We start from the raw sequence: 26,556 nt of genomic DNA, 5'->3' as shown, positions 1-26,556 counted from the left end.
CGCTCACCGAGCATCGGTCAGCGATCGGCAGAGGTTTGTGACGATGCGATCAAGGAGTGCTGGGTCGATGTGTTGGCGTGAGAACCAGCGGCGGTAGTAGAGCGGTCCCAGGGCTTCTGCAGCGACGACGTCGGCATCCGTTCCGGGGCGGATCTCTCCACGGGCGACGGCGTCCTCGACGATCCGCACCACCGGCGCGGCCCAAATGGTCTGGAGCAGGGTTTGCACCTTCGCCACGTCGGGATCTCGTTCGCTGGCGTCCATGATCGAGGGCAGCACTTTCGCCCAGCCGGCGTTCTCCAGCCGCTGCGCGACGTCTGTGAGGACTTGTCGGAGGTCGGTTTCGAAGGTGCCCTGAGTGGGGATTTCGAGGTTGACGCCCAACTTCGAGCAGGCGTCGAGGAGCAGTCGTGTGCGGGTTGGCCAGTGACGGTAGATGGTCGTCTTTGCCACGCCGGACCGGCGAGCTATCTCGTCGATGCTCACTCCTGAAAAGCCGTCCTGGACGAGGAGGTCGTAGGTGTGCGCAAGGACCGTTGTTCGCGTCCGTTCGACGCGAGTGTCGACTCGTTCTTTGTTCGCCACCGAAGTTCCTTTCGCGGTCAGTTTTGGGATGGCCATGCCCGGTCGGCGTCGGGGACGGGTGTGTAGAAGTTTACGAGGGTGCCGTCCGCCGTCCGGAGGATCATGGAACGGTTGCCCCAGGGCTGGACTGTTGGCGTCTGGATCATCTGTACGGAATCATCGAGCTCTTTTCGGACTTCATCGAGGTCGTCGACTTCGAACTCGAGGATTTGAGTACCCGGCGCGCTTCCGGCTAGCGCCGTCGTCGCCGCGGCCAACCCGGCCGGCGTGCAAAACGCCAATACGGCGCCGTCGGTCGGAACTTCCATGTACTCCGGGTACCCGCTTGCTTCTCGACCGAGGAGCCGAGCGAAGACGCCGGCCGAGGTGGGTACGTCAGTCGTGACGATACGGACAGATCGCAAATTCATGATTGTCTCCTTCAATGAGCTACGCGACGGTAGCGTAGCGTTAAATCGTCGGGTCGGCAAGGTTGCGCGGTCCCTAATGGAGGAGATTCATTGACATTCATGGAGCTGAGCGAGGACGCGTCGCGTCTTGCAGGCAAACGGGTCGTTGTCACCGGGGGGAGTTCGGGCCTCGGTGAAGTCGTTGCAGCGACCTTGTCTCGAGGAGGTGCCCATGTCACTTTGGCCGTCCGTGACCTCCAGCGAGGACAGGCTGCGGCTGCGAAAACGCCGGGTCGGGTAGACGTTGCAACCCTTGAGCTGGGCAGCTTGTCCTTCATCAAGCAGTTCGCCGATTCGCGAACGGAACCCATCGATGTCCTGATCAATAACGCCGGGATCATGATGCCGCCGTTGGGTCGGACCGAGGACGGGTTCGAGACTCAGTTCGGTGTGAACTACCTGGGCCACTTCGCCCTAACGATGCGGCTGTTGCCGCTGATCAGGGATCGCGTGGTGACGGTCACGTCGGATTACTACCGATCGGGTTCGATCGACCTCGACGACCCTAACTACGACCGGCGGCGCTTCAATTCCGGCAAGGCGTACTCGCAATCGAAGCTCGCTGACTTGATGTTCGCGCGCGAACTTGGTCGCCGACTGACCGGGACGGGATCCCGCGTTCGTTCGCTTTCTGCCCACCCTGGTTACGCCCGTACGAGCCTGACCTCGCATGTGGGCAGTGTCGCTTTCCGGGTTATCGACAAGGTTCTGGGCCCGGTGATCGCTCAGGATGCCGCGGGCGGGGCACGGTCCTTGATTGCAGCAGCGGTCTCGGATCTGCCCAGTGGCACTCTCGTGGGGCCGGGGGGTCTTTTCCATCTGAAAGGCAACCCTGTCGTTGCTCCGGTCGCCAAAGTCGCCCTCGATGAACACATGGCGCGAAAGCTGTGGATGCTGTCGGCAGAAATGACCCGAGTCCCGATTAATGCGCCTCTGGCCGCCAGCTGAAAAACCTGCCTCCCTCAGCTGCCACCGGTCGGTGTGATGGAGGGCCTCGGAGTCAGCAACGGAAGGGAGCGTCCTACCTAACCCAGGTCGAACCGATAGTGGAACGGCCGAGAAAGCCGTGCCTGTTCCAGCAATGTCCTCCTGACCAAAGCACCGACCACCCTCCTGAAGGCAGTACCGTCAATCATGAGCCTCGTCCAGCGCAGCAACCCTCCCTCCGCTGTTGCCCCCGCCGGCAAGTACAGCCACCTCAGCATCGTGGGCCAAGACACCCCCGTGGCCACGTTTGCGGGACAAATCGGTGCCACGTCCACTGGCACAGTCCCCGGGAGTGCGGCCGAGCAGACCCGCCTGGTTTTCACGGCCATCCGTGCCCTGCTGGACTCCCAGCACGCCGCCCCTGCGGACCTCGTAAAGCTGACGACCTACATTGTCGGGCGCGACAACCTTCCTGACTTCAACGCCATTCGTGACGAGGTGTACGCCGACTGGTTCCCGGCTGGCGAGTTCCCACCCAACACCGTGCTTATCGTTGCCGGCCTCGCCGCCCCACCCCTGCTTGTCGAAATTGAAGGCAGTTTCGTGTGTGGGCGACCGTGATCTTATCTGCCGTCGGCACCTGGTCACGAGGGGAAGAGGTTACATCGCCGTCGAATTCGAGACAGACCCCTGCGCTGTAATCCGGTGTGTCACGGCTTTCGTGATGTCCGTCGAACGGAAGCAGGACGGTTCAAGATCCGAGTTCCATCCGCTCGGATCTCGCCGGTTGGCGACACGTGTCGGTAGAGGGTTTGTCGGGAGATGCCAAGCTCGTCGCAGAGTTCGCCGACGTTCGTCTCCGGGTTGCCCATTGCCGCCATCGCTGTGCGCACCTTTGTAGGGGTCATCGTGAAGGGCCGGCCCCCGACGCGACCCCTGGCTCGGGCGGATGCGAGGCCGGCGACGGTACGTTCGGAGATCAGTTCCCGTTCGAATTCGGCCAGGGCGGCGAAGATCCCGAACACGAGCTTTCCCGCCGCGGTGGTCGTATCGATCGCGGCGCCCTGCCCGGTGAGGACCTTGAGCCCGACGCCTCGGGCAGTGAGGTCATGAACAGTGTTGACCAAGTGGTGCAGGTCGCGGCCGAGCCGATCAAGTTTCCAGACAACGAGAGTGTCACCGTCTCGAAGAGACTTCAGGCAGGCGACGAGTCCCGGCCGGTCGTCTTTCTTTCCCGAAGCGTGATCCTGATAAAGCAGCTCCGCGTCGATCCCGGCTTCGAGAAGTGCGGCGCGTTGCAGGTCGGTCGTTTGAGTGCCGTCAGCTTTTGAGACGCGCATGTACCCCATGAGCACGGTCAAGACTCCTGTCACTTATACGTTCGAATATGTGACTGTTAGCGCTTTGTGGCGGCGTTCTGTGATCGCTCTTTGGCGCATCGACCTGGTAACCCTCGTTGTCTCAGAGCGGGTGGGCAGCGTCTTGTATCCGATGGGGTTTGACACTCTGAGGTTGCGAGACACTTCACCCCGTCGGAGGTCAAGTCTGCGATAAGGTCCGAATCTTCACAGCGGTCGGACGGCTGCCACACCGTCGGCCCGCCATATACTGCACACACAGCAAGGCTCAAACCGGGGGGGCACCAGATGAACGTTCGACCTAGCAAGCTGATCCAAGTAATGGGACTGCTGACGCTGCTCCTGGCGGCAGTCGGACTCACGGCTTGCGCGGACGCGGCACCCGACGCCACGAACTCAGCTTCCCCGGCGTCGCCGACATCAAGCGAGACGCCGGCGGCAATCGCTTCGACGACGCCCGATGTCCCAGCAGCGGGCTGCGATTTCACGTCGACAAGGGAAATCTTCAAACAGGACTACCCGGAGAGCGATGGCCTCTTCTACATAAAGCTGACCAACACGACCTCGACGGGCTGCGAGCTGTCGGGGTATCCGGACGCTGACTTGATCGACTCATCCGGTCTAACCGTGGGAGGCCCTGTTTCACAACTCAACGACATCCCGGACCAGGTAGTCTCCGTGGAACCCGGGGGCGCCGCCTATGTGCTGATTGGATTCAGCGGGCGCACCCGCTTCCCGAATTGCAACCTCGTCGGCGCAGATGCAATCCGGATCCGAATTCCTCAGACCGGCCAGGAAATCCTGACAGATGTGAAGGATCTCTTAATTTGCGACCCAGACACCGCGGGGTTCTTGACGTTCAACATCGCGCCGACGAAGGACAATGTCATCTCCTAATTGGATGATTGATCCGAGATGACCTCGGGGTCGATGGAATCGTCCCTTTTTCGGCCGCGCCGAGGGCGGCCCGCCCGCCGCCATCGTCTTAACGGTTTAGTTGGCGAAAACGCTGACGGACCCGTGGCCATGCGACCGGCGATCGGTTTGCGTTCGTGAGCACGGCGTGAAGCAGGCTGCGCAAGCCGTTTCGGTTGCGAGACACCGCTCGCTCTCCAGCGTGAGATTTCCGAGCGCCAACCTTCACATGCTGCGGGTGGTACCTGTACCCGCGGCGCGATCATCCAGGCTCGCTCTGCGAGACGCAGACTCTAGTCACAGCTATCAGCCCTGAAGTGCCTCCACAGATCCGAGGAACGCTGAGTAACTGGCGTAGTAAGTGACACCATCACGATGGGCCATCGCGGGTATCTCATTATTGTCCGGGTGGGTGGAAGCTTGGATGGAGCCATCAACGGGGGCGTTAATCTCAGTCCAGCCCGACGCGAGAAGCTGCTGCTTGTGCACATCCCAGTCCTCAGCGGTTTGTGCTGCTTGGGCAAACCACACTCGAACGTCACCGCCCCCGCGGGTCCAGTAGCATCCGAAGCCATCATCCATGATCGACTGCATCTCATCGTCGAGCACGAAGATGTCAGGTTCCAGCTTGAAGCCGTCGGCTTCAAGACTGCTGTACTCCTCGGCGGTGAAAACAGTCTCGCACGTTGCGGCCGCGGTCGGATCAGTCGGCTGAGATGTCGGCGTTGATGATGATGTCATTGAAACTGTGGGCATGGGTGGCTGGGCGGGTGGTGAGCAGGATGCCAGCAGCATGCTGGTTGCCACTGCGCCGACTATCCCGCCGATTGCTCGATTCATTCATTCCCCCAGTTATTGAAATCGTCCCAATGATATGGGACCAGAATCAGTACTTCCTGACGCCGGGCACGACAGAGCCTTCCGTGATACTGCGCGATCATGTCAGCGACTGCGCTTGTACGCGGCGCGGGCATATCGATGACGGGCTCGGGTTTCACCCGATCGAACAGTCCATGAAGTCGGGTAGCGACCGACCAGGGTGCAATGGGCGACCCCAACGGTTTTCGTCCCATACTGCGATTAGAAATCGCGTCTCATATCCCTAGGCATGCGAGACATGTCCGGATACGAGACACGCCACCTGCCCGCTCGTCGCGTGAAGAGGAGACCTCCTACGTCTCGTATTCCATCGCTTATGAGCCGTGCAGGCGACCTTGGGTGACGCCGCGATTTTCCGCGGGTGTGTAGTTGTTCAAAAGTCGTTGCCTGTGATTTTTGCCGCTATGTCACGGCGTTCTGTGATCGCTAATTGGCGCATAGACCTGGTTGCTGACTGGGAGTCAGCGTCTTGTATTTCATGCGTTGTGAGGCACCCAGGTTATGAGATGCGGCGGACCGTAGGCGATGAATGGGCGAGCATCATTTGCCGTCGAGGGTGAACTCCACTTTCTGTATGTCATTGAGGCAAGAGAGTCGTGCTTTGGACAATTCCGAGTCCGCCGCCTGCAGATCGACAGTAGAGCTCCAGAATTCACTGGCGGGAGCGAAGTCATATCCCATGACGCCAGGGTCAACCGCCACCTGGTCGACGCACTGCAATGTCGCATCCGAGGGAGGCTCTGAAACGAACGAAGTGAGAGATCGATATTTCGTTTCGAACCCGCTCGAGTAGGAGGCGAGGTCGCTGTCGATGACGGTAACGAAAGAGGATTCCGGGGGCAGAAACGCCTGATAGGCCTCCATGCTCGCTGCGAAGGCGGTGGAAGTAAACCCTTCCGCTGGCAGCGACGAAACGAGCTGGAGGTTGGTCCCGTTATCGGAGTTGCGAGGGTCTTCCAGCCAAGGTGCCCTAAGCCACGCATGATCTACTGCGCTACTGGCAACTGCACGGTCCACGATCTGTATACGAGCCCAATTTGACGCGTCGTCTGCGGTAAGACTTACCGCGTTACCCGCTGTAAACAGGGTGACGTACACAGTGACGTCGGCTTTAGGATCGACTCGGGTGCGCACCCATTCGGTAATGAGCCGGGCCGTGGAATCCACCTCCGCAGAATCGCTCTCGTCACCCAAGGTCACGTCAAAGACAACCATCGTTCCTGGCTCGAGGAACCCCGACAGCCAGTTTCTCGTGCGAACGCTCTTGACTCCCTCAACCGAACCGACGAAGTCGATAAACGCAGCCTTCACGGTCGAGGAACCAACCAGCTCGGGCGCCTGGGCCGTGCAACCAACCGTGAGAATGATGGCCGGCAGAAGCGCGATCATCGCGAACCGTTTAGAGCCTGCCAGCCACCGATGTGCGCTGTTGATCGCCACGGTGTTGTTTCTCACAATTGGCACTTCTCATTCCCTGGGATCGAGTTCACGATCCGACTATAGGAGGAACCCGAACTCGATCGACTGATCAAGTCTCATAAACGGCTTGGCACTGGCCTTATCATGACCAGTCGGCATCCCGATGTTTCGCATGCCACGGACTCAGATTGACGAGAGGATGCCCTCACTCGCGCAGTTCTAATCCTGGGCAGACTTCCTCATCGCTCACGACGAGCCCGGCTCAGAGGAGAGGGGAGTCTCGAATCCCTAGGGATATGAGGCGTCTCACCGATACGATCGGGGCCCTCCAAGGACCTTAGGGATTTCGGTGCGCGGAGAATCTCGCAACCGCGTTGCATAACCTCCTGGTCGGTTACCCGCACTCACTGTCAGTTATGAGACGCCGACGGCGTGCAGGGCGACCGCGACGTGCAGTCTCAGAAAGGTAAAGCATTTCGAGACATGTGAACTCTCTCCAACCGACGCGTCGAAGTGGCGGATTTCCGGGAGGCAATTTGTCTTGGAAAGATGTCTCACCGTGAAATGTCTTTGTTCCACCGCTTCTAGTAATTTCTAAGGCAGAATGGATACGTGAGACATCTTGGATATACACGGGTCAGCACCAGAAGCCAAGACGCGAAGTTGCAGGTCGACGCTCTGGTCAAGTCGGGCGTGCAAGAACGGGACATCTTCGCCGACGTCACCTCCGGCAGCCGGACCGCGATCTCACGCCCCGGGATAAAGAAGCTGCTCGAGTACGCCCAGCCCGGCGACACCGTCGTGGTGTGGAGGGTCGATCGCCTCGGACGGTCCCTGATCGATGTGCTCAACACCGTGAAGCTGCTCCGTGAGCGTGACATACAGGTGAAGAGCATCTCGGACGGTATCGACCCGTCGACGACGTCGGGCCGACTGATGCTGAACATGCTCGCAACCCTCGCCGAATACGAACGCGAGCTGATCACCGAGCGCGTGAACGCAGGCATCACAGCTGCCCGAAATGGCGGCACCAAGTTTGGTCGGCCCTTGTCCGATCCCGCGGTCGTGGCCGACAAACTCAAGCTCGTCACCGAGGCCCGGGCGAAGGGCCGCACGGCGGAGGATGCGGCAAAGCTCGTCGGGTGGAGTCGTGCCACTTTGTACCGGCATCAGCAGGCCTTAGCGGCCCGCGAAAGCACCACTGTGTAGGTGCTTTGTGGACGCGGCCGAGCGGTGGCGTGTTCTTCGACTGCATGTCGAAGACCAGATCCCTCTCGCCGCCCTCGCCCGTGAGACGGGGATCTCCGCTCGGACTTTGCAGCGCTGGCACCAGCTCTACCGGGCAGGCGGCAGTACATCCCTCGACCCGCGTGACCGCAAAGACAAGAGTGTTCGCCGAACTTCGGCCGAGACGGTCGCGTTCATCGAACAACTTGCACTCTGCCGGCCGCGCCCGAGTCTCGCCACGCTGCATCGTCTCGCCGTCACCGATGCTCAGGCGCGTGAGCTGCCGGCGCCGAGCTATGCAACCGTGCGGCAAATCGTCCAGGCCCTCGATCCGGCTCTTGTCACCCTGGCACTGGAGGGGCCAGTCTCGTACCGAGACAAGCACGAGCTCGTCTTCCGCCGCCGCGCGGAACATCCCAACCAGACCTGGCAGTCCGACCACACCGAACTCGACATACTCATCCTCGGCGCCGACGGGAAACCTGACCGACCATGGCTGACAACCGTGATGGACGACTACTCCCGCGCAATCTGTGGATACATGGTCTTCACCGGCGCCCCCTCAGCTATCAACACCGCCCTCGCTCTCCGACAGGCGATCTGGCGGAAGACGGACCCCGCGTGGGCGATGTGCGGCATCCCCGACATCCTGCACGTCGACCACGGCTCCGACTTCATCAGCCACCACATCGAACGAACCTCTATCGCCCTGCACATCAGGATCATCCACTCAACCGTCGGACGGCCACAGGGGCGCGGCAAGATCGAACGGTTCTTTGGCACCGTCAACACCGAACTTCTGGCCACCCTCCCCGGCCACCTCGGGCCTGGTAACCGGACGCCAACTCCGGTCCTCGACCTTGCCGGGCTCGACCGTGCGATCGGTGCGTTCATCAGCACCTACAACAGGCGAACCCACAGCGAGCTGGGGATCTCCCCACGAGACGCGTGGGTCGCCGACGGCTGGCTGCCACGGATGCCCGACAGCCTTCAAGAACTCGACGGGCTACTCCTTACTGTTCCCAAGAACCGAGTTGTGCAGCGCGACGGCATCCACTTCCAAGGCCAGCGCTACCTCGCCCCGACCCTGGCCCCATTCGTCGGCCACACCATCACCATCCGATACGACCCCCGAGACATCTCCGAGATCCGCGTCTACGACCGAGACACCTTTATCTGCACCGCCATCGACGAAGCCCACCCCAACCTCCGGCTCAGCCTCCGGGACATCGAAACGGCCCGCCGTGCCCGTCGCAAGCAGCTGCGGCGAGCCATTAACGATCGCATCCCGACCGTTGCCGCCCGCGAGGAACCTCGCATCCCTGAACCGACGAAGCGGCGTCCGAAGCTGCGCACCTATGAAGAGGACGAGTGATGAACCAGGCATTCATCGTCACCAAAGAACACCGACGTTTCACCGAGTTCGCCAACGCCGTTCGGAAAGAAAAGACGATCGGGATCTGCCACGGAGCCGCCGGCGTTGGTAAAACCAACTCCGCCCGCCGCTACGCGAACTGGGACGCTCTCGAGCCCTACATCAACGAGTGGGGTCCCAGAGGTGATGACGACGCGAAGCATTATGCCCTCGCGAACCGATCTCGCACCGTCTTCTACACACCCGAAGTCCTCTGTCGGCCCAAAGACCTCATGCACGACATTGATTACTGGCAGGTGAAAGTTGGGATCTGCGCCGACGAACACCTCCGCTCCCTCATGCACGAACCGGAAATAGTCCGGCAGAAGGACGTCACCCGTCTGGTCGAACTTCTCATCATCGACGAAGCCGAACGGCTCACCCCCACCGCCTTGGAACTGCTCCGCGACCAGCACGACCGCACCCACCTCGCGATAATCTTGATCGGCATGCCCGGCATCGACGAACGGTTTCGTCACTATCCGCAGCTCTACAGCCGCCTCGGATTTTCACACCACTACCGGACCCTCGGCCGCGAAGAACTCCTGTTCGTCCTCGACCGCCATTGGAAACGACTCGGCAAGAGCCTCGACCCTGACGACTTCACCGACACGCAAGCGATCGCCGCCATCGAGCGCATCACCCGCGGCAACTTCCGCCTCCTCGAACGACTCTTCCCCCAGATCAACCGGGTACTGAAGATCAACCAGCTCGACACCATCACAGACGACGTCATCGAGGCCGCAGCCAGCATCCTCGTCATCGGCAACTAGCGACACGGAACGATCAAAGAACACCGCCAAAGAGCGGCAAACTCCACACGCGTCATTCCGGGCGTGTTGCTCAGCCAGGGGAGTGATCGCTAGACGATCCTCAAGATGACAGACCCAACCGGCAGTGATGCCGCGCTGGAGTACGTCAGCAGAACTCGGCTGTAGCCAAGCCCCGGTGAACATGGCGTCTGGTCGGGCTTCCACGCTAGACCAGCTCCCTAGTCACGCCCTGGCTAAAGAAGTCAAGACGCGTGGGACAACGGGCATGCAGCGGACGCTCGCGTGTTAGAAATCCAAACCGAACTCATGAAGGTCTCGAACTGGCTGGATCAAATGTTTACCGATTCAACTCCGCTCGGGCTGCCCGATGCGAGCCCTGCTGCGGTGAGATTTACCGGGCTATTGCGTTGGTCACAGGTGCCTGATCTGACGAGAACCGGCGTTGCGCGGCCGACACACGTGGAAATGTGAGTGCCCGTTGTCGGGCACTCACATTCACCAACGATTCAGCAACCCACTACGCGAGCAGCTCCTGCAGTCCGCCGTACGTAAGTGGGCCAGGGATCCCATCGATCAGGCCCTGGTAGCCACCGCGACTGGCCATGCTCTGCATCGCCTTGTAGGTGTTGGTGCCCGGAACCCCGTCCAGCGGTCCCGTGTATCCGACACCGTAGAGGAAGGTCTGAAGACCCGCCCAGCTGCGCGGACCCATGACCCCGTCGAGGGGGCCGCGATAGCCGCCCAGCTTGGCGATGCGCTGCAGGGCGCGGTAAGTGTTCGTTCCCGGCGCACCGTCAGCTGCGCCGCCGTAGCCGAAGTTGGCCAGAACGACCTGGACGCCCGCCCACGAATTCGTGCCCATCACGCCGTCGGCGATGCCGGTGTAGCCGCCCTTGGCAGCGAACCGCTGAAGCGCCGCCCAGGACATCGTGCCCATCGCGCCGTCGATCGGTCCTCGATACTTGTAGCCAGCAAGAACCTGCTGAACACCCTTCCAGGTGTTCGTGCCCGGGGCACCATCGACCGCGCCCGTGTACCCGCCCGCTTTTGCCAGGCGCTGCAGGATGGTGCCTGCGTAGCTGTCGGGCGCTCCGCCGGCCGTGTCGCTGAGGTACTTCGCGATTCCTGCCCACGTCGCCGGCCCCGGGATCCCGTCTACGGCACCGGAGTAGTCGCCGACCTTGGCCACCAGCTGCAGACCGATGTAGGTGTTGCGACCGGGGACCCCATCGACGGGGCCGGAGTAGTACTCGAGGTCGGTCAGGACGTTCTGCACGCCCTTCCATGTGTTGGTGCCGGGGATGCCGTCGATCTCACCGCCGTAGTTGCCCCGCTTGGCGAGGGTCTGGAGGATCTTCCCCTCAGCGATGGAGATGGAGATCGTCGGGGTCGCACCGCCAGAACCACCGTTGCCGGGAATTGCGCCAGCAGGTGGGCCGGTGACACCGTTCGGCGGCTGGGTGAGGCCGGCAAATGCGCTCAGCTTGGCCACGTTCAGATCGACATCGGTGCCATTCTGGTTGCCCGTCCACGAATACTGGTGGATCGCCCAGTCAGAGAACGCGGTGATGTTCACCGTCCCTGGGACGCCATCCGGCGCGGCGATCCACAGCTTGGCGCCCAGCGCCCGAACCTCGGGCCACGAGCTCCCCGAAAGATCCGCACGGTTGATGTACATGAACGGCACGTACCCGAGCCGAGTCTTGACGGCCCGCATGAACACCGCTGCTTCTGCGTCGGTCCACTTGCGGCCGGTGTTGATCGCTTCGTTGTCCAGCGCCAGGATATCGCCGGCGCGGTAGTCGAATAGATTGTCCAGGAAGTACGCGGCGTCGACGGCGGGCGTGTTTGAGCCCACCATCCAGTAGTGGCCCACGAGCAGGCCCGCGGCGCGGACTCGCGAGACCTCGGTCACGTAATGAGGTGCGACGTAGGTGGGAACGACGTTGGATCCGCCTGCTTTGACGATTGCGAACTGGTAGCCCGCCGCGCGGAGCGCCTGGAAATCGAATCCACGCTGACTGGTTCCGACATCGACCCCGTAGACGCCCTGGAAGCCGGCGGGCGGCGGGGTTGTGGTGGGCGAGGAGTTCAGCCAGTTCTCGAGTCCCTGATAGGTGTAGGTGCCGGGGAACCCGTCCACCAGTCCGCCGTAGCCTCCGAGCTGGGCCAGCCGCTGAACACCCTTCCAGGTGTTCGGACCCACGATTCCGTCGATGGGACCCGAGTAGAAGTTCTTCGCCGTGAGGACCGTCTGGATACCCTTCCAGGTGTTCACTCCGGGGACTCCGTCGATGTCGCCCTGGTAGTTGCCCTTCTGGGCCACCCGCTGCAGAATCTTTCCCTGAGCGATGCTTATCTGGATCCCGCCGGAACCGCCACCGGTGTTCCCGCCGCCGGACGCGCCTCCGAGGATTTCGCGGATGAGCGGTGCGGGGTCGGAAAGACCCGGGCCACCGAACGCGGCCTGGTTGTCGGGGCCGCGGGTCATGTGGAGGTGAGGGCCATCCCACGAAGAGCCCGCATCAGCCTGGTTCGAAGCCGCCTGGCCGATGATCTGACCTTGGGCTACTGACTCTCCTTCGCTGACCCGAATCCCTGCGAGGTGACAATATGCGCTGAAGTCACCCGGTCCGGACTCGATGCAAACAGTGCCCCCGAGATATGGGGACCGCTGAGTCAGACGGACGACTCCGGCGCGAAGCGCCGGAATGTCCTGGCCACCGGACGCGTAGATGTCATGGCCGCGGTGGCCAAGCGAGCTGTACCACTCGGCCATGAGGCCAAAGCGGTTACCCCACCGGGATTCTGCGTAAAAAGATAGAACGTTTGCTGGCACAGCCATTGGGTTCTCTTTCCGTAGTTTCACCAGCCGTTTTGCTGGTGAAACTGACGCTACGGAGAGAGCTATCTCCTCTAAATCGCCCTGGAGACCCATCTCTGATAACCCATTCGGGCCAGAGCACGATTGCTATGGACGAGGCCTGTTCGGGAACTCCCAGTTCCTTTGCCCCCAAAAGGGGGGTCGCCGGCTGACCGACACGCGTTACTCAAGGCCACATACTTGAGCCATGAAACGCACAGTCATGCTGCCAACGTTGGCCGTCCTCGCGTCCCTCGCCCTGACGGGCTGCGCACCCTCGGCCCCGGTGGCGCAGCCGACTGAGGGCGAAGAGCCACCGGCATCTTCTGCCGAAACCGAGCCCACGTCGTCCCCCTCGGCGGAAGTGCGCGGGGCAGACACCCCCCTCGAACCAATCGACGCCTACGCTCTGTGCAAGGCGCAGACCCTGTCACTAGCCAACCCGGCTTCGCCCTCTGGAATATCGTGGGCCCCGTTTGACAGTGCCATCTCATTGGTCCGCGACGACGGTGCAATCGGCATCTACATCGAAGCCACCAACGAGAACCGGGCCGAAGGAAGCGACGGGCGGGACATCGCCCTTTTCTGCAGGGTCGGCGGGACCATAGGTGAGCCCGACTGGCTCGGCTTCGGCGTTGGCTCGAGAGAGACAGACCGCGACTACATCCTTGACATACTGTCAAGGACGGACCAAGCCTGAGCGTGGCCGGCGCTCTCTGCAGCGTTTGAGGACCCTCGAGCTGCGGGCTTATTCCGCTGCCGGCGGCGGCGCCAATGCAGCAGCGATCAGGCCACGAATGTAGTCGTAGTCCGGATCTGTCGGGTCGACGCCGTTGTCCGGGACGAGCTCAACGGTGCTCATCGGGAGAGCCTTCGTCTTCCCCGCCAGGTTGGTGAAATAGCCCAACGCGCCCTGGGGGATGTCTGTCTTGACCACTTGCTGGCCGGCCGCCGCGATCCCCTGGAATTTGGTGAGCACGTTCGCTGGCGTGAACTGCGTGAGGATCGCCTGCTGCAGGACGCGCTGACGGGCCATGCGGTCGTAGTCGCTGGTGGTGTGGCGTGACCTGCCGTACCAAAGTGCTGTCCAACCGTCCATATGCTGCTGGCCCGCCTCGACCCAGCCTTCGACATCGCTGAGATCCTCATTCCGACCACCGATCGGCAGCCGCTCGGCCACGTTGATGTCCACACCGCCGAGCGCGTCGATGAGGTCAGAGAATCCTTGCATGTCGATCAGCGCGTAGTACTGAATCGTGAGGCCGGTGATGCCGCGGGCGGCGTCGCGCATGCCCTCGATGCCGGGTTCGCTTCCCGCAGCCTCAGCGTCGGGATACATTTCCGGGCTCTTCTGATCCACCTCGGTGTAAATCGAGTTGAGCATGCAGGCGTCCACGTCACAGTAGTCCTCGTACCCATAGCCGTCCGGGTATGCCTCATGCAGCGGAGAGTCCTCAGGGAAGGGGATCAGGTTGAGATCTCGAGGCAGTCCGATAATGACGGCTTGTCCGGTGTCGGCGTCGATGCTGACCACCGACATGCTGTCCGGGCGCATACCCTGTCTGTCAGAGCCGGAGTCCCCACCCATGACCAGGATGTTGTAGCGCCCGTCGGCGGGCGGCTCAGACGGCGCGGTGATGAACATCGTCGAGAGGACCCCACTGGCCGTGGTGGCAACGTACGCACCGTAGCCAGACGTTCCAGCGACGGCGACCATGACCACGGTGGCCAGCCCCGCAATGTAGGGACGAGCCTTGGGTCGGATCCTCACCAGGCGCGACAGTCGGAGGGTGTCGAAGGTCAGGACCACCCACAGCGCGCTGTAGAAGAGCATCACGGCGGCGATGATCCACAACGCGACTGAGTTGGTGGCCACGGTGAGCACGAGCTCGGGATTGACCTTGTACACCACACCGGCCGTTACCAGCAGCGCGGGGAAGCTCAGAGACGCGCGCAGGCCGAACCGGCCGAGGCCTCGGCTGCCAGCGAGCACCTGCGCCGATCCCGGCAACAGGATGTTCAAGACCACGAGCCACCACGCTCGACGCGTCATGAGTGGGCGGGAGCTGGAGTCCGGGTGGCGGATCGGGCTGGACGCCCCCATTGAGAACACGTGTCCCCTTCTCACTTGCACGTCAGCAGGCCGATATTGGTGCCCCGGCGTGTCCACGGTCTTCTCGGAACGACCCGATAATAACCGCCCCAAGGACCTCCCAGAAGCACTGAGCACACACTACGCCAGGCTGCAGGGTCCACGAGATCAACCGCGTGGCCTAGCCACTGTTTGGCCCGAGATCACTCCCTAACTGGGGGGATGCCTGTGGCCCGCCCCGTCCGCGTTCACGGAGGGAGTCGGGCCACAGGGCTATTCCTTAGTTGGCATAGTGCTTGTTGAGGTATCCCGCAATTGCCCGCCAGGACTGGGCATTCTGTGCACCGTTGACGCCGCCAGTGCTGAAGCCTTCCCCTTCAGCCATGAGCTGAAGACCCTTCATGGTCTTCGTGTCAAGAACGCCTGTACGCGTCCCGGTGAAAACGCCCTGGTAGCTGAGGACGTACTGGACCCCGCGCCACGAGTTCGGGCCCATCACGCCGTCGATCGGACCGGTGTAGTCCCCGAACTTCGCCAGGCACTGCATCAGTGCCCACATACGCGAGCCGGGAACGCCATCTTCGGCGGTTGAGGTTCGAGGCAGGGAGCCGCAGCGGGGCGGCGTCGCCATCGTCCTCATTGCCCCGTCGGTGACGGAATCATCGGTGGGGAGGGCAGGGGAAGACGCCGAGGCGGGCACCTCTACCACGGCTTCGACAGGCGCGACCTGCTCTGCTGGGGCGGAGGAAACGACCTGTTCGGGAGGAGCTTCCGGGACGGACTCAGCCGCCCACGCTCCGGTGCTCGCCGTGAGGCTGAGCAGCACGACCGTCAGGATTCCGACGCCTCGAGTGGTGATTTTGGACATAGTTGTATTGCTCAAAGGGCAAAGTCATACGGTCGTAGCAACGCTCTGATTCAAGGAGTGTTGGATGGTCAAGCTTTTTCCGGCGGGAACGCGGACGAGGTTCGTGGATTTGGTCTGCTCTGGGGGTGGTTTGCGGGTGTCTGCGGCCTCGTTGGGCGCGTCGGTCAATACCGCGACGCAGTGGTGGCAGCAGTCTGGCGGCATGGCCCTAAGTGCTCCGAGATCCGTTGTTGGTGGCGTCGCCGATCCCGCACCGGACGGTGGTGTGGAGGGCGGTCGGGCGTTGACGTTGGCCGAGCGCGCGATGATCCAGTTCGGCCGTCGCAAGGGCCTGAGCTACGCCGAGATCGGCCGGGAAATCGGTCGGAACAAGTCCGTGGTCTGGCGGGAAGTGCACCGCAACACCAGCCTTGATGGCGTCTACTACGCGTCCGTCGCGCATACCAAGGCACACCAGGCCCGGCATCGGCCCAAACGGCTGAAGTTGGTCGACAACGCGGCGCTCTGCGAGTTGATCGAGGTCTGGATGGATGACGGGTGGAGCCCGAAATTGATCTCGGCGATGTTGGCGCATTACTTCGACGGTGACGAGACTATGCAGGTGAGCCACGAAACGATCTACCAGGCGCTATACGTGCAAACCCGCGGAGAACTACGAGCTGATCTGGCTAAAAGTCTCTCGACGAAGCGCACGAAGCGTGTTCCGCACTCCACGGACCGCAAATCGAACAGTCCCTATAAGGACGCGTTGAAGATCAGCCAGCGACCGGCGGAAGTCGCCGATCGGGCCGTTCCGGGGCATTGGGAAGGTGACCTCATCATCGGCGGCGGAGACGATTCGTCCGCGATCGGGACCCTCGTAGAACGCAGCACCCGGTTCACGATCCTGCTGCATTTGCCCGGGCCTCACACGGCCGACGAAGTCGCGACCGCGATGATCCGCGAGATGCGCCACCTGCCCGATCACCTGCGCCGTTCAGTGACCTGGGACCGCGGCACGGAACTGGCCGACTACGAGCGCATCCAACTTGCCTTGGACACCAAGCTTTACTTCTGCGACCCGCACTCGCCCTGGCAGCGCGGAACCAACGAGAACACGAACCGGCTGCTGAGGTTCTGGTTCGAGAAAGGCTCGAACCTCTCCGGCCACACCGCCGACGATCTGGCTCGCGTCGCAGCGAAACTCAACCGCCGGCCCCGACCCACCCTCGGCCTCGAAACCCCAGCCAACCGGCTAGCCCAGCTGCTCGCAGCAGCACAAACCACCGGCGTTGCTTAGACCGCTTGACTTTGCCAAGTAGGTTCTTCCCCCAAATCACAGATCGCGAGTTTGCGGTCCTGATCAGGAATAATCCCATTGCCACAAAGTCCCATCAAGCCCCCCTTCGAGCGGCTTTCGGCACCGCGAACTGAGGTATACGGTTGGGCTGCAGAGCCAGATCCTGATGGCGCTCGCACTGGCGTACGAGACCGTCCGGGGGCTTGCCCAATGTGTCCAGGTGATCTGAGCGAACCGGATTCGACCGGGCGTGATGGCTTCAGCTCATGCCAGCACTATCAACCTCGCCCCGATCAACACCGCCATCCGTCGCCTCGGCGTGATCTGCCACAATCACCTCAGGATTTGGACCGAGCTCGACACCAGGCATCCTGGTCTGCACGAGCATTTTTCGAACCCACTCGCTCACCAGTGGGTTCGCCATCAGTTGCGCCATCAGCTTGACGGCGAACGCAGCGAGGGTCACGGCCGCGTTCACCGAAGCGAACACCCATCCGGGTACTGCCGAGTTGAATGGAGGCTCAGAGATGAACGCCTGAATAGTGAGCAACACGGCATTGACTGTGGGTAGCACCATCAGCAGAACCGCCGCAGGTTTTTGCCAGATCGACGTCGTTCCGGTGCCATTCAGGGGTGACATGCGTGCTCCTCGGTTTGTGCTGAAACTTGAGCGGCTGGTCGCTGAATTCGCGCTAAGGGCGTTGGGTGGGAGATCCCGCACTTGACGGTCCGCTCGCCCAATAAATACCTGTGCATCTGGCCCTCCAGCTCGCAGGCACCCGCGGGAATGCGGATGTCGTTGGCTGTGGGAACTGAATATATTCGGGGCGAAGACGGGGCTGAATCGCACCGTGGGTCATGATTTCTTGGGCCATTCGGTTCATGCGTGCCAGCTGTCAAGGTCGGCGCCGACGGAAGTGCGGACCCCCGGCTCGGCTAAACCAGTGTCCTTCGACACGGGCAATCGCTCGTCCGAATCTGTGGCATTTCAACCCAACTGCACGAGACCCAGAGCGACCCCGCGCCGAAGAGCATCCACTCTCGAATTGACAGAAAGCTTCACGTAGATATTGGCGACATGGCGTTTAGCCGTGGCTGTCGAGACGCTGAGAATCCGAGCAATCTCTTTGTTCTGCTTGCCTTCGGAAAGCAGTTCGAGGACCTCAATCTCTCGCCGTGACAGCAGTGATGATCCAGGCGCATGTGACGACGCAGAGCCACGCTGTTGCGTATTCTGACGACGCCTAGAGTGCGGTACCGCCGCCACTTTCGCCCACAACCCCGTCAAGGTCTCAGACTTCGAGACCAAACTCCATGCACCGGCCGGCGCCTCGCTGTCCGGCTGCAAATCCGACAGAACGACAACCCGCGTAGATGGTGAATACTGTGCCACCGTCGCAATCACGAGGTTCAGTGGAGGTCCCGGAGCGTCAACGTCGACAACGAGCACTTGCGGCTGGTGCACTCTGCTCAGAATGACGGCGTCGTTTCCATCCGATCCCACACCGAGGACCTCGATATCAGCATCCGCTGGAATGGATTGAGCCAGCGCTTCCGCTACCAAACGGCTATTGCTGACAACAACGACTCGAACCGTGCCACTTCCATCGCGCAACGGTTGCATGTGAGTCGCGGACACGTATGTGTTGGCAGAACCGCGGACAACTGTGTGGTGACGTGAGAGCGCCTTGGCCCGAGTCTTGATTATCCGTTCGGTCCTGCCCTCCTTGGCTCCGTCGCCAACGATCTGGACCGCCCCCATTAGTCTCCTTGCGCATCGCTATCGACCCCCCAAACACCCGTGCCAAATCAAGGATGTGCGCCGCGAAACGGCGCTATGCCAAGACTAAAATCACCTCAGCGACACGACATGCCACACGCGATGCATCTCTCATGGCTCAAAAGGTGCACGGTCAACTTGGTCCACCTTGGCGGTCGAGGACCACCGCCAAAGCGTCGCCACAGGCATGTGTGAGGCCCTCTTCGTTGCCTTCCCCGACGTGCGCTGGTACAACAGCGCACTGAGCGAAAACAGCGGGCCACTCTTCCAGAGCATCCACGCCAAGCACCCGGAACGCCGCTACCCCGTCATTGCCACTCCGAACGGCAGGTACCCTGTCAGTGTCAGAGTGGGGTAGACCCCAACTAGGCGTCAGACACCGTCAATGTTGGGTGTCTGAATAGGGTTCCATTTGGATTGTTTGACAGTGCCTGTTGCTGGGTCCTAGAGTTCAACCGGACAGATTAGGTAGGAGGCCCATGACCGGCCAACGCGTGGGATATGTGCGAGTCAGCACCCTAGATCAGAACAGCGTCCGTCAGCTTGATGGCGTTGACGTTGACCGGGTCTTCGCGGATAGGGCGTCGGGGAAGGACCTGCACCGGCCCGAGCTGGAGGAACTGATCAAGTTCGTCCGAGACGGCGATACCGTGCTCGTGCACTCCATGGACCGACTGGCCCGTAACCTGGATGATCTGCGTTCGATCGTGCGCCGGCTTACGGCGAAGAAAGTGCGGGTCGAGTTCGTGAAAGAGCAACTGGCCTTCACTGGGGACGACAATGCCATGGCGAACTTGCTTCTGAACGTGATGGGGGCTTTCGCGGAGTTCGAGCGGTCGCTGATCCGTGAACGCCAACGTGAGGGTATTGCTCTGGCAAAGACTCGTGGGGTCTACCAGGGCCGTACGCGATCACTCGACGCTGCTCGTGCCGCTGAGCTGCGGGAAAAGGCCGCCGCTGGCGTACCGAAAGCTGCTCTCGCACGTGAATTCGGGATCAGCCGGGAAACTGTCTATGCCTACCTGCGCTCCAACGCGTAGTTTGTGGTCTACTCGCCAGGATGACAACCAAGATCAGGACCAATGCAGCGACAGCCATCGCGGTGATGCGGTTCACCCGACCATGGAAGTAACGCGATGAGTTGGCAGGGCAATCTTGAGTTACTCTTGTCCTCTGACAGAGCGTTCAAGCCCTCTCTTAGATTGGATGAATGTCTTCGTGAGGTGGATGCGTGGCTCCTCTCCGGCACGTCCCCGGCTCAATGGATGCGCAACGCGCGAAGCATCAGTGAGGAGCTCGAAGACACATGCGCGCATGTAGGACGAAGGCTTCGACGAGTTGTCAATCCGTTCATGGGAGCGGCACGAAGGGAAATTTCGACAATCGCGCGCGTGCGCAATCCGTCCCAACTAGCCCGCTCAGTAGCCCGCGAGAAGCTACAACGGTTTTCATTAGAGCTAGCGTCAGACGGAGCGATTCGTGCGGCACTTGGTGACCTCCTCGATGCCGCGGAGGGGCAGACGACGTTGGAGGATGCGCAACAACTCGAGCACAGCTTACGTGCCTGCATCGCGATCCGGAGCCCTGACTTCGAACCTGATCTTCGCCCCATTAAAAGCGCGTTAGGCGGTTCAATTACCGGACCTCACAGCCACCGGGTCGACGGATTTACACATCAGTACGCGGCGCAAAGCCGGGCGGTGATTGAAAAGGCCGTGGAAGACCTTCTCGCGGTTCCGCGCAAGGGGCATTGTGTCGTTTGGATCGAATACGAGTTCGCGCTCGTCGATGACGCGCCGCTTGAAATGGGAGACGTGACGCTCTACGACTCTTACATGTTCATTCCTCAGGCTCGCAAAGACGACGGTATCGAGTTCCCGCACCGCGAAGAACTAAGGCAAGTTCTCAAAACAGGAGTCGAGTGGTGGCCAGGCGACGGCGCAACGATTCAATCGGACATTTACAGCGATCCAAACAGCTACGCGGTCGCGCGGGTCGACCTCGGAGTCAGAGCGGTGCGCGGCGCCAGCGAAGCGGCCGACATCCGGATGGATCTGATTCTTGCGCTCGCGACCGCGAATACAGGGAGCACCCGTTGGGTGTCGACAGGCGCAACTGTGGAGCTCGTCGACGGTCGAGTCGAGGGGCGCTCAGGGATATCGGCGCGTCGAAAGCCGACTGTCTCTCGCTACGGCATGGGGCTGACTGCGAAACAACTACCGCGCACTCCGCGAGACCTGTCTGTGGCTATCGGTACCCGCCCGATTCCGTACGAGATCACCGAGGCCGTACGACTCATCTCAGAGTCGGGTTTCGAGTCCGGCTATGAGAACACTTTCGGCACCACGCGCAGCAGGCACGCTCGGACCGCTGTCGGTCTTCGCAATCATGCGGTGGAACACATTGCCGCCTGGGGCGAACTCGGCGTAAGCGAACTGGACTGCGGTCTCTCGCGCAATTGGGCCTATCTCGATTGGCGGGCCGAACTCGGCAATACGGTCGTGTATTTGTTCCGACGAAACTGGGAGACGGCTCAAGTCAAAACCTTGTTGCCGAAGGTCTACCCACATGGGTTCGGAACAACGAAGTTCGAACGGGTGCATGCAAACGCACCAGAAATTCTTGCGATGTGCGATGTCCCAATGCAGAAGCAACGTCTGAAATCGCTCATGAGCGGGCTCGATTCAGAAGCTCACTTCCACCGCGCGGAACGACATTTTCAGCAGGGGATCGACCTCGAACTGAAGCGTTTGAGGCGCGTTCGCAATGCATTGGTTCACGGCAACCCGGTCCGGACTAGCATGATCGACTCCGTAGTCTCGATAGCTGAGCGTCGAAGCAGCGATGCGCTCGACCTCGCAATAGATGCGTTCTCAAAAGACATTCCGCTGAGTCAACGGTTGCGTGAAATTGAGAGTGAAGCTGTCGATCGAGATGCTCGGCTCGAGCGGGGACAGACACTGCTAGAGATCTGGGCAGAAACCGACGTGGCTCGCGGGCCCGAACAGCCCGACTACTCGCTGTACTAGTGAATGGGGGAGTCACATCTCGCTACAGTGCCCGGCGGCGACCTCGCATTAGCTGAAGTTAGGCGTCCCGGCTCGAGCGGCTGACTTGAGGAAGTCAGCAATCTAGTACGCCTCGTTCTGTCTCGAAAAAGACCCTCCCGGGACCTTGAGGCAGAAACTCCAATGAGACGATTTTCTGGGACGCTCGGCACGACGAAGAACTCGCGGGAAACTAGAGCATGGTTGGGCCGGGCTGACGTCTTATGAAGCTGTAGGTTTCCGAGACATGGTGTTTACGGAATTTTCACAAGCATTATCTTCGTTGTGCTCGAGGTTGTTGGCGCCGTAGAGCGCCGGGGGAGCGGTGAAGAGCTGCTTCCGCTGGCCTGGCGGGTAGAAGACGTGCGCGCGACGAGCACGGTTGAGCGAACTGGGAGGTGCGGGAATGCGGTGTGCGTTGTAGCTTATAGAAATGTTTGCAAATGAGGGGGAGAGCTTCGTTGAGGTGTTCGTAGCTATCGCGGACACCTTGCAGACGGGCCATGACGTGATCGACACGATGGACGTTTTGGTTCGGGGGTGCACGATGTTCACGGCTGCTATTGCCGCGGGTATCCTCCTGGCCGATAGCAGTGACGTCCTGCATGTTGCAGCGTCCAGTAGTGAGCGGGCCAGCGATGTGGAAGAGGAACAGCTCGGCGCCCACGAGGGTCCGTGTCTGGATGCATACCGGTCGGGAGCCACGATTGAAGTTCCCAGCGTCGCCGACGCTCGAGGGACCTGGCCGGCCTTCAGCGCTATCGCTGAGGCCCGCGGATATCGGGCTGTTCACTCGGTTCCGATACGGTTTGGTTCGCAGAGGTTGGGCGCGTTGAATCTGTTCTTGGCAGAGCCCGGCGGATTGAGCGGCCGCGATGCAGAATTGGCTGAGGCGATGGCCCTGTATGCCGCGAACAGTGTTGAGCAGCACAGGAAGCTCCATAGCCACATCGCCGTTCGGGACCAGATGAAAGTAATGCTTGAGGATCGAGTACTCATCGAGCAAGCCAAAGGCGCCCTCGCCCAGCGTTACGGTGTGCCCATGGATGAGGCGTTTGGTCTGCTGCGGGCCGAGGCCCGCAGAATGCATGCGAGTCTGCGCGATACCGCAGCAAAAATCGTTGTTCGGACGCTCGGTGATGGCCAGCAAAAAATGATCAGCTAGCTGTACCGCCCAGGGAATGAGTTTGGGGGTGCTTGGCGTGATTTGGGGTCATTCCGGCGCCTATTTGTCTTCGCTGGGCGGATTGTTGAATCGCACCGGAAGGCGGGATACGTAGAACGCTTCCCAGTTCACGTTGACGTTGAAAGGGTCATCCGCAGCGGCTCGGAGGGGGTCACGGGTGATCGTGAAATCTCCCTCATCGATGAGGATGACCAGGGCTTCACGGATGGACTGTGGATCGGCCCCCAGCTTGTGGGCGAGCTCTTCTATTGTTGTCGACAACGAGTTGATCGAGTAGGGCTGTTCTGGTTTGAAGAGCGCAATAATCTGCTGGGACATTTCTTGGTGTAATTGGTTCCAGCGAAGCTGTGCCTCCGTCTCGCGGCGTGGTTCGGTCAGGGGCAGGACTTCCTCCGGCAGGGGAGCGGCCGGATTGATGGAATACTGGCCATCGGCCAGGACTGTCACCTGTGCGGCAGTCATGAAGTCCAGCAGGTCGGCCAGAGTGCGAATAGCTGCCAGGCCCAGGTGCGAGCTAAAGACCTCGAGCTCGGCAATCTCTTCTATCCGAGTCGCTTGGGCCTGGGCGTTGACGACCTCAGCGCTACGGCGGGTTCCGTCACTGACGAGGGGGATGCCCTCGGAGTTTTCATCGAGCTGGCGAAGTTCTTCGTCCGTGAATTCCAGCGGAGGTTCCCAGACATCCGAGGTGAGACCTTCAGCCGTGTCGACGTTGCCTCTTAGTTCTTCGTCTATTTCAGTGGGCGACGCGGCTCCCTCCGTCGCAAGGTACGACAGAACCGCGATGGAGGAACTCGGAAGAAACCGTTGCCACCCGCTCTGGACGTAGACGAGGGTAAAGAGTGTCCAGGTGTCTCTCATTCCGAAAGAGTAGCTGCCCAGTTCCGGTTCGGGAACTTTCCGATCCTCTTTGCCCTCTGCTCGAGTCGGTAGGGGCGAGCGTAATGCGCCGCCACACCAGGTCCCCTAAAGGTGGATTCCTGACTCGTCCGAGAGCTCGACCCAGAGCCCACGGTCACCAGTGTCATTCCGCACGGCTAGGATCGGCGCCAAAACGTCAGCGTCGGCGAAGGTCATCAGGTCAAGGCCGGTCAGGCCGGCGATATCCATAATGGGCACTTGATATGTGCGGTACGGGCCAAGTGGGGGAGGAGTGCCAGCGATGAGCGCTTGTGAGCGAAGAGCGTCGAGATCAAGATCGGCCAGCTGCGGCCTTTGATCCAAGACGAACCCAGCGGCTTGAAGAACAGTGGCAGCATCAACCGTTGTCGTCCACGCCGCGACCTTCCAGAAAAGTTGAGGGATCCTGACACCGCGATACACCGGATCTTCTTCGAAGAGCACGGGTGCGGTGAAGACGCTGATGCGGTTCTTGTTGGTGTGTGCGTAGGTGAGGACGTGATCTTCGAGGCCGAGCCAGAGCTCTTTCGATTGGTTGAACGCCCCGGCTTGCGGGGCGGCATTGGTGTAGGCGAAGGTATCAGCGTTGGCCTGCTGGGCGGTTGCGGCGTCGCCCCAGACCGGGTCTCGGCGCCGGACGAGGTGCCCGCGGTCCAGGTCGTTCTTCGCGTAGACGGCCTCCCCAGTCTGTTCATTGTTGGGGATGCGGGGGTCGAGGTGCCAGTCATCACCGCGGTCGACGTCGATGAGTTGGTCGCCGTTGATGTTGACACCGGTGGCGATAGCAAGGCGCCGGACGGGATCCAGAAGGATGGTGAAGTGTGTGTAGGGCAGTTCGCGAGTGATGGTTCCCGCGGACGGTGTGGGAAGCTGCAGCGGCAAGTCGAGGAAATTGTCGTCGTACCCAGTAGGAGAGAATATCGCAGCGTCCATGCCCACAGCTAAGCAGCCGCAATCGACATGTGAGCGACGACAAGGTGTCGCATAACTAACGATGAGTGCCGAAAACCACTCCGGAGGTTGTGCGACCTAGTTATAAGACTCGGCCCGTCGCTAGATCCAGGCGATTTCAGAAGAAGCCCACATCACGGCTTTGAGACCTCCTATATCTCTAGGGTTTTGATACACCCAGTGCCCTCCACCGGCTCAGCCCGCCTAGCTGAAGTCTTGTCTCGTTGGTTCCGCTCTGACAAGTATGTGACCGACACGTGGCGCTTTTAGATCAGAAGAGACTGGTCGCGCTGATCCACGACACATTGTATGTAGCGGGTGTGTTGCACACGGTGACGGGACTTTCCAGCGTTATAGTCCGCGACGAATCCCAGTTGGGTGGACTCACTTTGGCCACATCGGCGACGGCGGTGGCACAGTCGTACGCTCCGGCATTGCTGAAATGGATGGTGCTGTAAGCAGACGCCCCAGGAGCGAGTTGCACCACCTCCGGCATGCCGCTGTCCGCCGCGCGCTTCCCAACGACCGCCCCCGTAGCGCTGTCCGCGAGGTTGAAGATGGAAGGCGCTCCCTCAACCAAACAGGCGTCGCCGCTGGTGTTAGTAAACGTAATCTCGGAGAAGAACGAACCGGCTCCGCTGGCCATCGGCTGCGCGGCGATAGAAATACCCAGGTTGTCTCCGTCGCACTCAGCGACTCCGACGGGCATCGGCGTCACATCCGGATCGTTTGCGGGGACCGAGGCTTCGCCGCTGGGCTCGGACTTCCCAGGATCAGGCGCTACGGGCGAAGGGGAAGCCGAAGGGTAACCGGTACTAGTGGGCGACGGGGTTGAAGACGCTGCCTCTCCGCTCTCCTGGCCAGCGCAGCCAGTCAAGAAGAATATGACGGCAATTCCGGAGCAGAGTGCACAAAGTTTCTTCATGATTTTCCTCGGATTGTCGTGATGTCAGTTGATGTATGTACCTGCGGTGTACGACTGCCGGGGCGGCGGCCTCGGGCGTTGGGTCTAAAGGTACGAGTCCGTCTGTGCAGAGCCTGGCAGCGGCGGTTTCAAACGGTGGAAGCAACAGGGGCTTTTCCTTCTTCGAGACTAGCTCGCCGAGCAGATCGGCTGGGGTGCCGCGGTTGAGAGTTTTGCGGGGCCGCTCGTTAAGTTCAGTGGCCGCACGCTGGCCTCTGCCAGCTCGGCCGATATGTCGCGCGCATTCGGCACCGACCGGGCGAGCCGATCGAGCTTGGTCACTACCAGGGTGTCACCCGACCTGCACGCAGCGAGGGCGCGCGCCAGGCCCGGACACGGTCACGGTTGGTGCCTGAGCGGCCCTGATCGACGTACACGCGCTCTGGCGCGACTCCCAGGCCCGTGAGGGCGTTGCGTTGCACTGTGAGGTCCTGCGCGTCCGTGGAGACGCGGGCGTAGCCGATGAGCATTGTCGGACCTGGTCAGGGGAGGCATCCGTTCAATGCTCAGCAACAACTGCAGTCGCAGGTGACAGCGCATTGCGCGGCACAACGCCTTTTCCTTTTTGTCGTCATTCTCCCGTAATGCACGTACCGAAAAAGGAAAAAAGTAGTGTCGGGTCCGACGGCGACCTTTGAAGGTGTACTCCTCCGACTCGGTGGGGGAGACATCTGATAGCC

At 61.1% G+C, this 26,556-nt stretch carries 24 protein-coding genes and 2 pseudogenes; 11 read left to right on the top strand and 15 right to left on the bottom strand.

Features of this window, described 5'->3' with window-relative positions; all coding sequences use genetic code 11:
• Positions 1–3: 3 nt before the first annotated feature.
• On the bottom strand, positions 4–621 hold the full coding sequence (locus tag B7495_RS18455; protein WP_088458274.1) for a TetR/AcrR family transcriptional regulator: 618 nt from the start codon (positions 619–621) through the stop codon (positions 4–6).
• Positions 603–995 (bottom strand): VOC family protein, encoded by a 393-nt coding sequence (locus B7495_RS18450; protein WP_088458273.1) that lies wholly within the window; start codon positions 993–995, stop codon positions 603–605. The genes B7495_RS18455 and B7495_RS18450 overlap by 19 nt, the downstream gene beginning before the upstream one ends.
• A 99-nt stretch (positions 996–1,094) precedes the next feature.
• On the opposite strand from B7495_RS18450, the gene B7495_RS18445 reads away from it, so the two are divergent.
• Together B7495_RS18445 and B7495_RS18440 are read left to right on the top strand one after the other, a co-directional pair.
• The gene (locus tag B7495_RS18445; protein WP_088458272.1) at positions 1,095–1,982 is read left to right on the top strand and encodes an SDR family NAD(P)-dependent oxidoreductase; all 888 of its coding nucleotides are present in this window, start codon (positions 1,095–1,097) and stop codon (positions 1,980–1,982) included.
• Between the two features lie 186 nt (positions 1,983–2,168).
• The gene (locus B7495_RS18440; RefSeq protein ID WP_088458271.1) at positions 2,169–2,582 is read left to right on the top strand and encodes a RidA family protein; all 414 of its coding nucleotides are present in this window, start codon (positions 2,169–2,171) and stop codon (positions 2,580–2,582) included.
• A gap of 89 nt (positions 2,583–2,671) precedes the next feature.
• Here the strand turns inward: B7495_RS18440 and B7495_RS18435 are convergent, their stop codons facing one another.
• Positions 2,672–3,316: a recombinase family protein gene (locus tag B7495_RS18435; protein WP_088458308.1), complete on the bottom strand. Its 645-nt coding sequence runs from the start codon at positions 3,314–3,316 to the stop codon at positions 2,672–2,674.
• A gap of 324 nt (positions 3,317–3,640) precedes the next feature.
• Here B7495_RS18435 and B7495_RS18430 point away from each other — a divergent pair, with 324 nt between their 5' ends.
• A complete protein-coding gene (locus tag B7495_RS18430; protein WP_165789045.1) occupies positions 3,641–4,216 on the top strand; it encodes a DUF4232 domain-containing protein in 576 nt (191 codons plus the stop codon).
• A 324-nt stretch (positions 4,217–4,540) separates the two neighbouring features.
• On the opposite strand, the gene B7495_RS18935 is transcribed toward B7495_RS18430, so the two are convergent.
• Both B7495_RS18935 and B7495_RS18420 read right to left on the bottom strand, forming a co-directional pair.
• Entirely contained in the window at positions 4,541–5,041 is a 501-nt protein-coding gene (locus B7495_RS18935; RefSeq protein ID WP_134480598.1) for a hypothetical protein, read from the bottom strand.
• 612 nt (positions 5,042–5,653) lie between these two features.
• Positions 5,654–6,553: a hypothetical protein gene (locus B7495_RS18420; protein ID WP_103461438.1), complete on the bottom strand. Its 900-nt coding sequence runs from the start codon at positions 6,551–6,553 to the stop codon at positions 5,654–5,656.
• 591 nt (positions 6,554–7,144) lie between these two features.
• Here B7495_RS18420 and B7495_RS18415 point away from each other — a divergent pair.
• From B7495_RS18415 to B7495_RS18405, 3 genes are read left to right on the top strand one after another with little or no spacing between them, the layout of a single operon-like run.
• Positions 7,145–7,741, top strand: coding sequence for a recombinase family protein (locus B7495_RS18415; RefSeq protein WP_088458267.1), 597 nt, complete (start codon positions 7,145–7,147; stop codon positions 7,739–7,741).
• A gap of 7 nt (positions 7,742–7,748) precedes the next feature.
• Entirely contained in the window at positions 7,749–9,134 is a 1,386-nt protein-coding gene (locus tag B7495_RS18410; RefSeq protein WP_088458266.1) for a Mu transposase C-terminal domain-containing protein, read from the top strand.
• Positions 9,134–9,946, top strand: a complete 813-nt coding sequence (locus B7495_RS18405; RefSeq protein WP_088458265.1) for an AAA family ATPase — start codon at positions 9,134–9,136, stop codon at positions 9,944–9,946. The genes B7495_RS18410 and B7495_RS18405 overlap by 1 nt, the downstream gene beginning before the upstream one ends.
• Positions 9,947–10,463: 517 nt before the next feature.
• Here B7495_RS18405 and B7495_RS18400 read toward each other — a convergent pair.
• The gene (locus tag B7495_RS18400) at positions 10,464–12,437 is read right to left on the bottom strand and encodes a GH25 family lysozyme (RefSeq protein WP_240632544.1); all 1,974 of its coding nucleotides are present in this window, start codon (positions 12,435–12,437) and stop codon (positions 10,464–10,466) included.
• A gap of 6 nt (positions 12,438–12,443) precedes the next feature.
• Positions 12,444–12,725 (bottom strand): annotated as a pseudogene (locus B7495_RS19435) (M23 family metallopeptidase); the annotation flags it as partial.
• 577 nt (positions 12,726–13,302) lie between these two features.
• Between B7495_RS19435 and B7495_RS18930 the strand changes: the two are divergent.
• Entirely contained in the window at positions 13,303–13,509 is a 207-nt protein-coding gene (locus tag B7495_RS18930) for a hypothetical protein (RefSeq protein WP_133160331.1), read from the top strand.
• A 48-nt stretch (positions 13,510–13,557) separates the two neighbouring features.
• Here B7495_RS18930 and B7495_RS18390 read toward each other — a convergent pair whose 3' ends face one another.
• Positions 13,558–14,838 carry an LCP family protein gene (locus B7495_RS18390; RefSeq protein ID WP_370028322.1) on the bottom strand — a complete coding sequence of 427 codons (1,281 nt, stop codon included), beginning with the start codon at positions 14,836–14,838 and terminating at the stop codon, positions 13,558–13,560.
• Between the two features lie 343 nt (positions 14,839–15,181).
• Positions 15,182–15,769: a hypothetical protein gene (locus tag B7495_RS18385; protein WP_088458261.1), complete on the bottom strand. Its 588-nt coding sequence runs from the start codon at positions 15,767–15,769 to the stop codon at positions 15,182–15,184.
• A 64-nt stretch (positions 15,770–15,833) separates the two neighbouring features.
• Between B7495_RS18385 and B7495_RS18380 the strand changes: the two genes are divergently transcribed.
• Positions 15,834–17,048 (top strand): IS30 family transposase, encoded by a 1,215-nt coding sequence (locus B7495_RS18380; protein ID WP_088458260.1) that lies wholly within the window; start codon positions 15,834–15,836, stop codon positions 17,046–17,048.
• 259 nt (positions 17,049–17,307) lie between these two features.
• On the opposite strand, the gene B7495_RS18375 is transcribed toward B7495_RS18380, so the two are convergent.
• Both B7495_RS18375 and B7495_RS18370 read right to left on the bottom strand, forming a co-directional pair.
• Positions 17,308–17,688 carry a hypothetical protein gene (locus tag B7495_RS18375; protein ID WP_088458259.1) on the bottom strand — a complete coding sequence of 127 codons (381 nt, stop codon included), beginning with the start codon at positions 17,686–17,688 and terminating at the stop codon, positions 17,308–17,310.
• Positions 17,689–18,036: 348 nt separating this feature from the next.
• A complete protein-coding gene (locus tag B7495_RS18370; protein WP_166788927.1) occupies positions 18,037–18,672 on the bottom strand; it encodes a response regulator transcription factor in 636 nt (211 codons plus the stop codon).
• A 635-nt stretch (positions 18,673–19,307) separates the two neighbouring features.
• Here B7495_RS18370 and B7495_RS18360 point away from each other — a divergent pair.
• The 3 genes from B7495_RS18360 to B7495_RS18350 all read left to right on the top strand — a co-directional run bounded on the left by B7495_RS18360 (position 19,308) and on the right by B7495_RS18350 (position 23,040).
• The gene (locus B7495_RS18360; RefSeq protein ID WP_088458256.1) at positions 19,308–19,868 is read left to right on the top strand and encodes a recombinase family protein; all 561 of its coding nucleotides are present in this window, start codon (positions 19,308–19,310) and stop codon (positions 19,866–19,868) included.
• 351 nt (positions 19,869–20,219) lie between these two features.
• Positions 20,220–21,857 carry a hypothetical protein gene (locus B7495_RS18355; RefSeq protein ID WP_134479512.1) on the top strand — a complete coding sequence of 546 codons (1,638 nt, stop codon included), beginning with the start codon at positions 20,220–20,222 and terminating at the stop codon, positions 21,855–21,857.
• Positions 21,858–22,308: 451 nt separating this feature from the next.
• On the top strand, positions 22,309–23,040 hold the full coding sequence (locus tag B7495_RS18350; RefSeq protein ID WP_088458254.1) for a GAF and ANTAR domain-containing protein: 732 nt from the start codon (positions 22,309–22,311) through the stop codon (positions 23,038–23,040).
• A gap of 60 nt (positions 23,041–23,100) precedes the next feature.
• Here the strand turns inward: B7495_RS18350 and B7495_RS18345 are convergent, their stop codons facing one another.
• The 4 genes and pseudogenes from B7495_RS18345 to B7495_RS18330 form a co-directional block, all read right to left on the bottom strand.
• The gene (locus tag B7495_RS18345; RefSeq protein WP_088458253.1) at positions 23,101–23,922 is read right to left on the bottom strand and encodes a DUF6042 family protein; all 822 of its coding nucleotides are present in this window, start codon (positions 23,920–23,922) and stop codon (positions 23,101–23,103) included.
• Positions 23,923–24,027: 105 nt separating this feature from the next.
• On the bottom strand, positions 24,028–24,894 hold the full coding sequence (locus B7495_RS18340) for a DNA/RNA non-specific endonuclease (protein WP_088458252.1): 867 nt from the start codon (positions 24,892–24,894) through the stop codon (positions 24,028–24,030).
• A 289-nt stretch (positions 24,895–25,183) separates the two neighbouring features.
• A complete protein-coding gene (locus B7495_RS18335; RefSeq protein ID WP_240632543.1) occupies positions 25,184–25,621 on the bottom strand; it encodes a DUF4232 domain-containing protein in 438 nt (145 codons plus the stop codon).
• Between the two features lie 456 nt (positions 25,622–26,077).
• Positions 26,078–26,346, bottom strand: a pseudogene (locus B7495_RS18330) (recombinase family protein); the annotation flags it as partial.
• Between the last annotated feature and the right edge of the window lie 210 nt (positions 26,347–26,556).

Source organism: Cryobacterium sp. LW097, assembly GCF_002205495.2.
Classification (GTDB): Bacteria; Actinomycetota; Actinomycetes; order Actinomycetales; family Microbacteriaceae; genus Cryobacterium; species Cryobacterium zongtaii.
Note: the sequence above shows the minus strand (reverse complement) of the source record. Positions and strands in the feature narration are given on the sequence as shown.

Excerpts from the sequence above, each read along its gene's own strand:
- B7495_RS18455 (WP_088458274.1), bottom strand. The coding sequence starts at position 621 with ATGGCCATCCCAAAACTGACCGCGAAAGGAACTTCGGTGGCGAACAAA.
- B7495_RS18450 (WP_088458273.1), bottom strand. The coding sequence starts at position 995 with ATGAATTTGCGATCTGTCCGTATCGTCACGACTGACGTACCCACCTCG.
- B7495_RS18445 (WP_088458272.1), top strand. The coding sequence starts at position 1,095 with ATGGAGCTGAGCGAGGACGCGTCGCGTCTTGCAGGCAAACGGGTCGTT.
- B7495_RS18440 (WP_088458271.1), top strand. The coding sequence starts at position 2,169 with ATGAGCCTCGTCCAGCGCAGCAACCCTCCCTCCGCTGTTGCCCCCGCC.
- B7495_RS18430 (WP_165789045.1), top strand. The coding sequence starts at position 3,641 with ATGGGACTGCTGACGCTGCTCCTGGCGGCAGTCGGACTCACGGCTTGC.
- B7495_RS18405 (WP_088458265.1), top strand. The coding sequence starts at position 9,134 with ATGAACCAGGCATTCATCGTCACCAAAGAACACCGACGTTTCACCGAG.
- B7495_RS18400 (WP_240632544.1), bottom strand. The coding sequence starts at position 12,437 with ATGACCCGCGGCCCCGACAACCAGGCCGCGTTCGGTGGCCCGGGTCTT.
- B7495_RS18385 (WP_088458261.1), bottom strand. The coding sequence starts at position 15,769 with ATGTCCAAAATCACCACTCGAGGCGTCGGAATCCTGACGGTCGTGCTG.
- B7495_RS18380 (WP_088458260.1), top strand. The coding sequence starts at position 15,834 with ATGGTCAAGCTTTTTCCGGCGGGAACGCGGACGAGGTTCGTGGATTTG.
- B7495_RS18375 (WP_088458259.1), bottom strand. The coding sequence starts at position 17,688 with ATGTCACCCCTGAATGGCACCGGAACGACGTCGATCTGGCAAAAACCT.
- B7495_RS18370 (WP_166788927.1), bottom strand. The coding sequence starts at position 18,672 with ATGCAACCGTTGCGCGATGGAAGTGGCACGGTTCGAGTCGTTGTTGTC.
- B7495_RS18360 (WP_088458256.1), top strand. The coding sequence starts at position 19,308 with ATGACCGGCCAACGCGTGGGATATGTGCGAGTCAGCACCCTAGATCAG.
- B7495_RS18350 (WP_088458254.1), top strand. The coding sequence starts at position 22,309 with ATGTTTGCAAATGAGGGGGAGAGCTTCGTTGAGGTGTTCGTAGCTATC.
- B7495_RS18345 (WP_088458253.1), bottom strand. The coding sequence starts at position 23,922 with ATGAGAGACACCTGGACACTCTTTACCCTCGTCTACGTCCAGAGCGGG.
- B7495_RS18340 (WP_088458252.1), bottom strand. The coding sequence starts at position 24,894 with ATGGACGCTGCGATATTCTCTCCTACTGGGTACGACGACAATTTCCTC.
- B7495_RS18335 (WP_240632543.1), bottom strand. The coding sequence starts at position 25,621 with ATGCCCGTCGGAGTCGCTGAGTGCGACGGAGACAACCTGGGTATTTCT.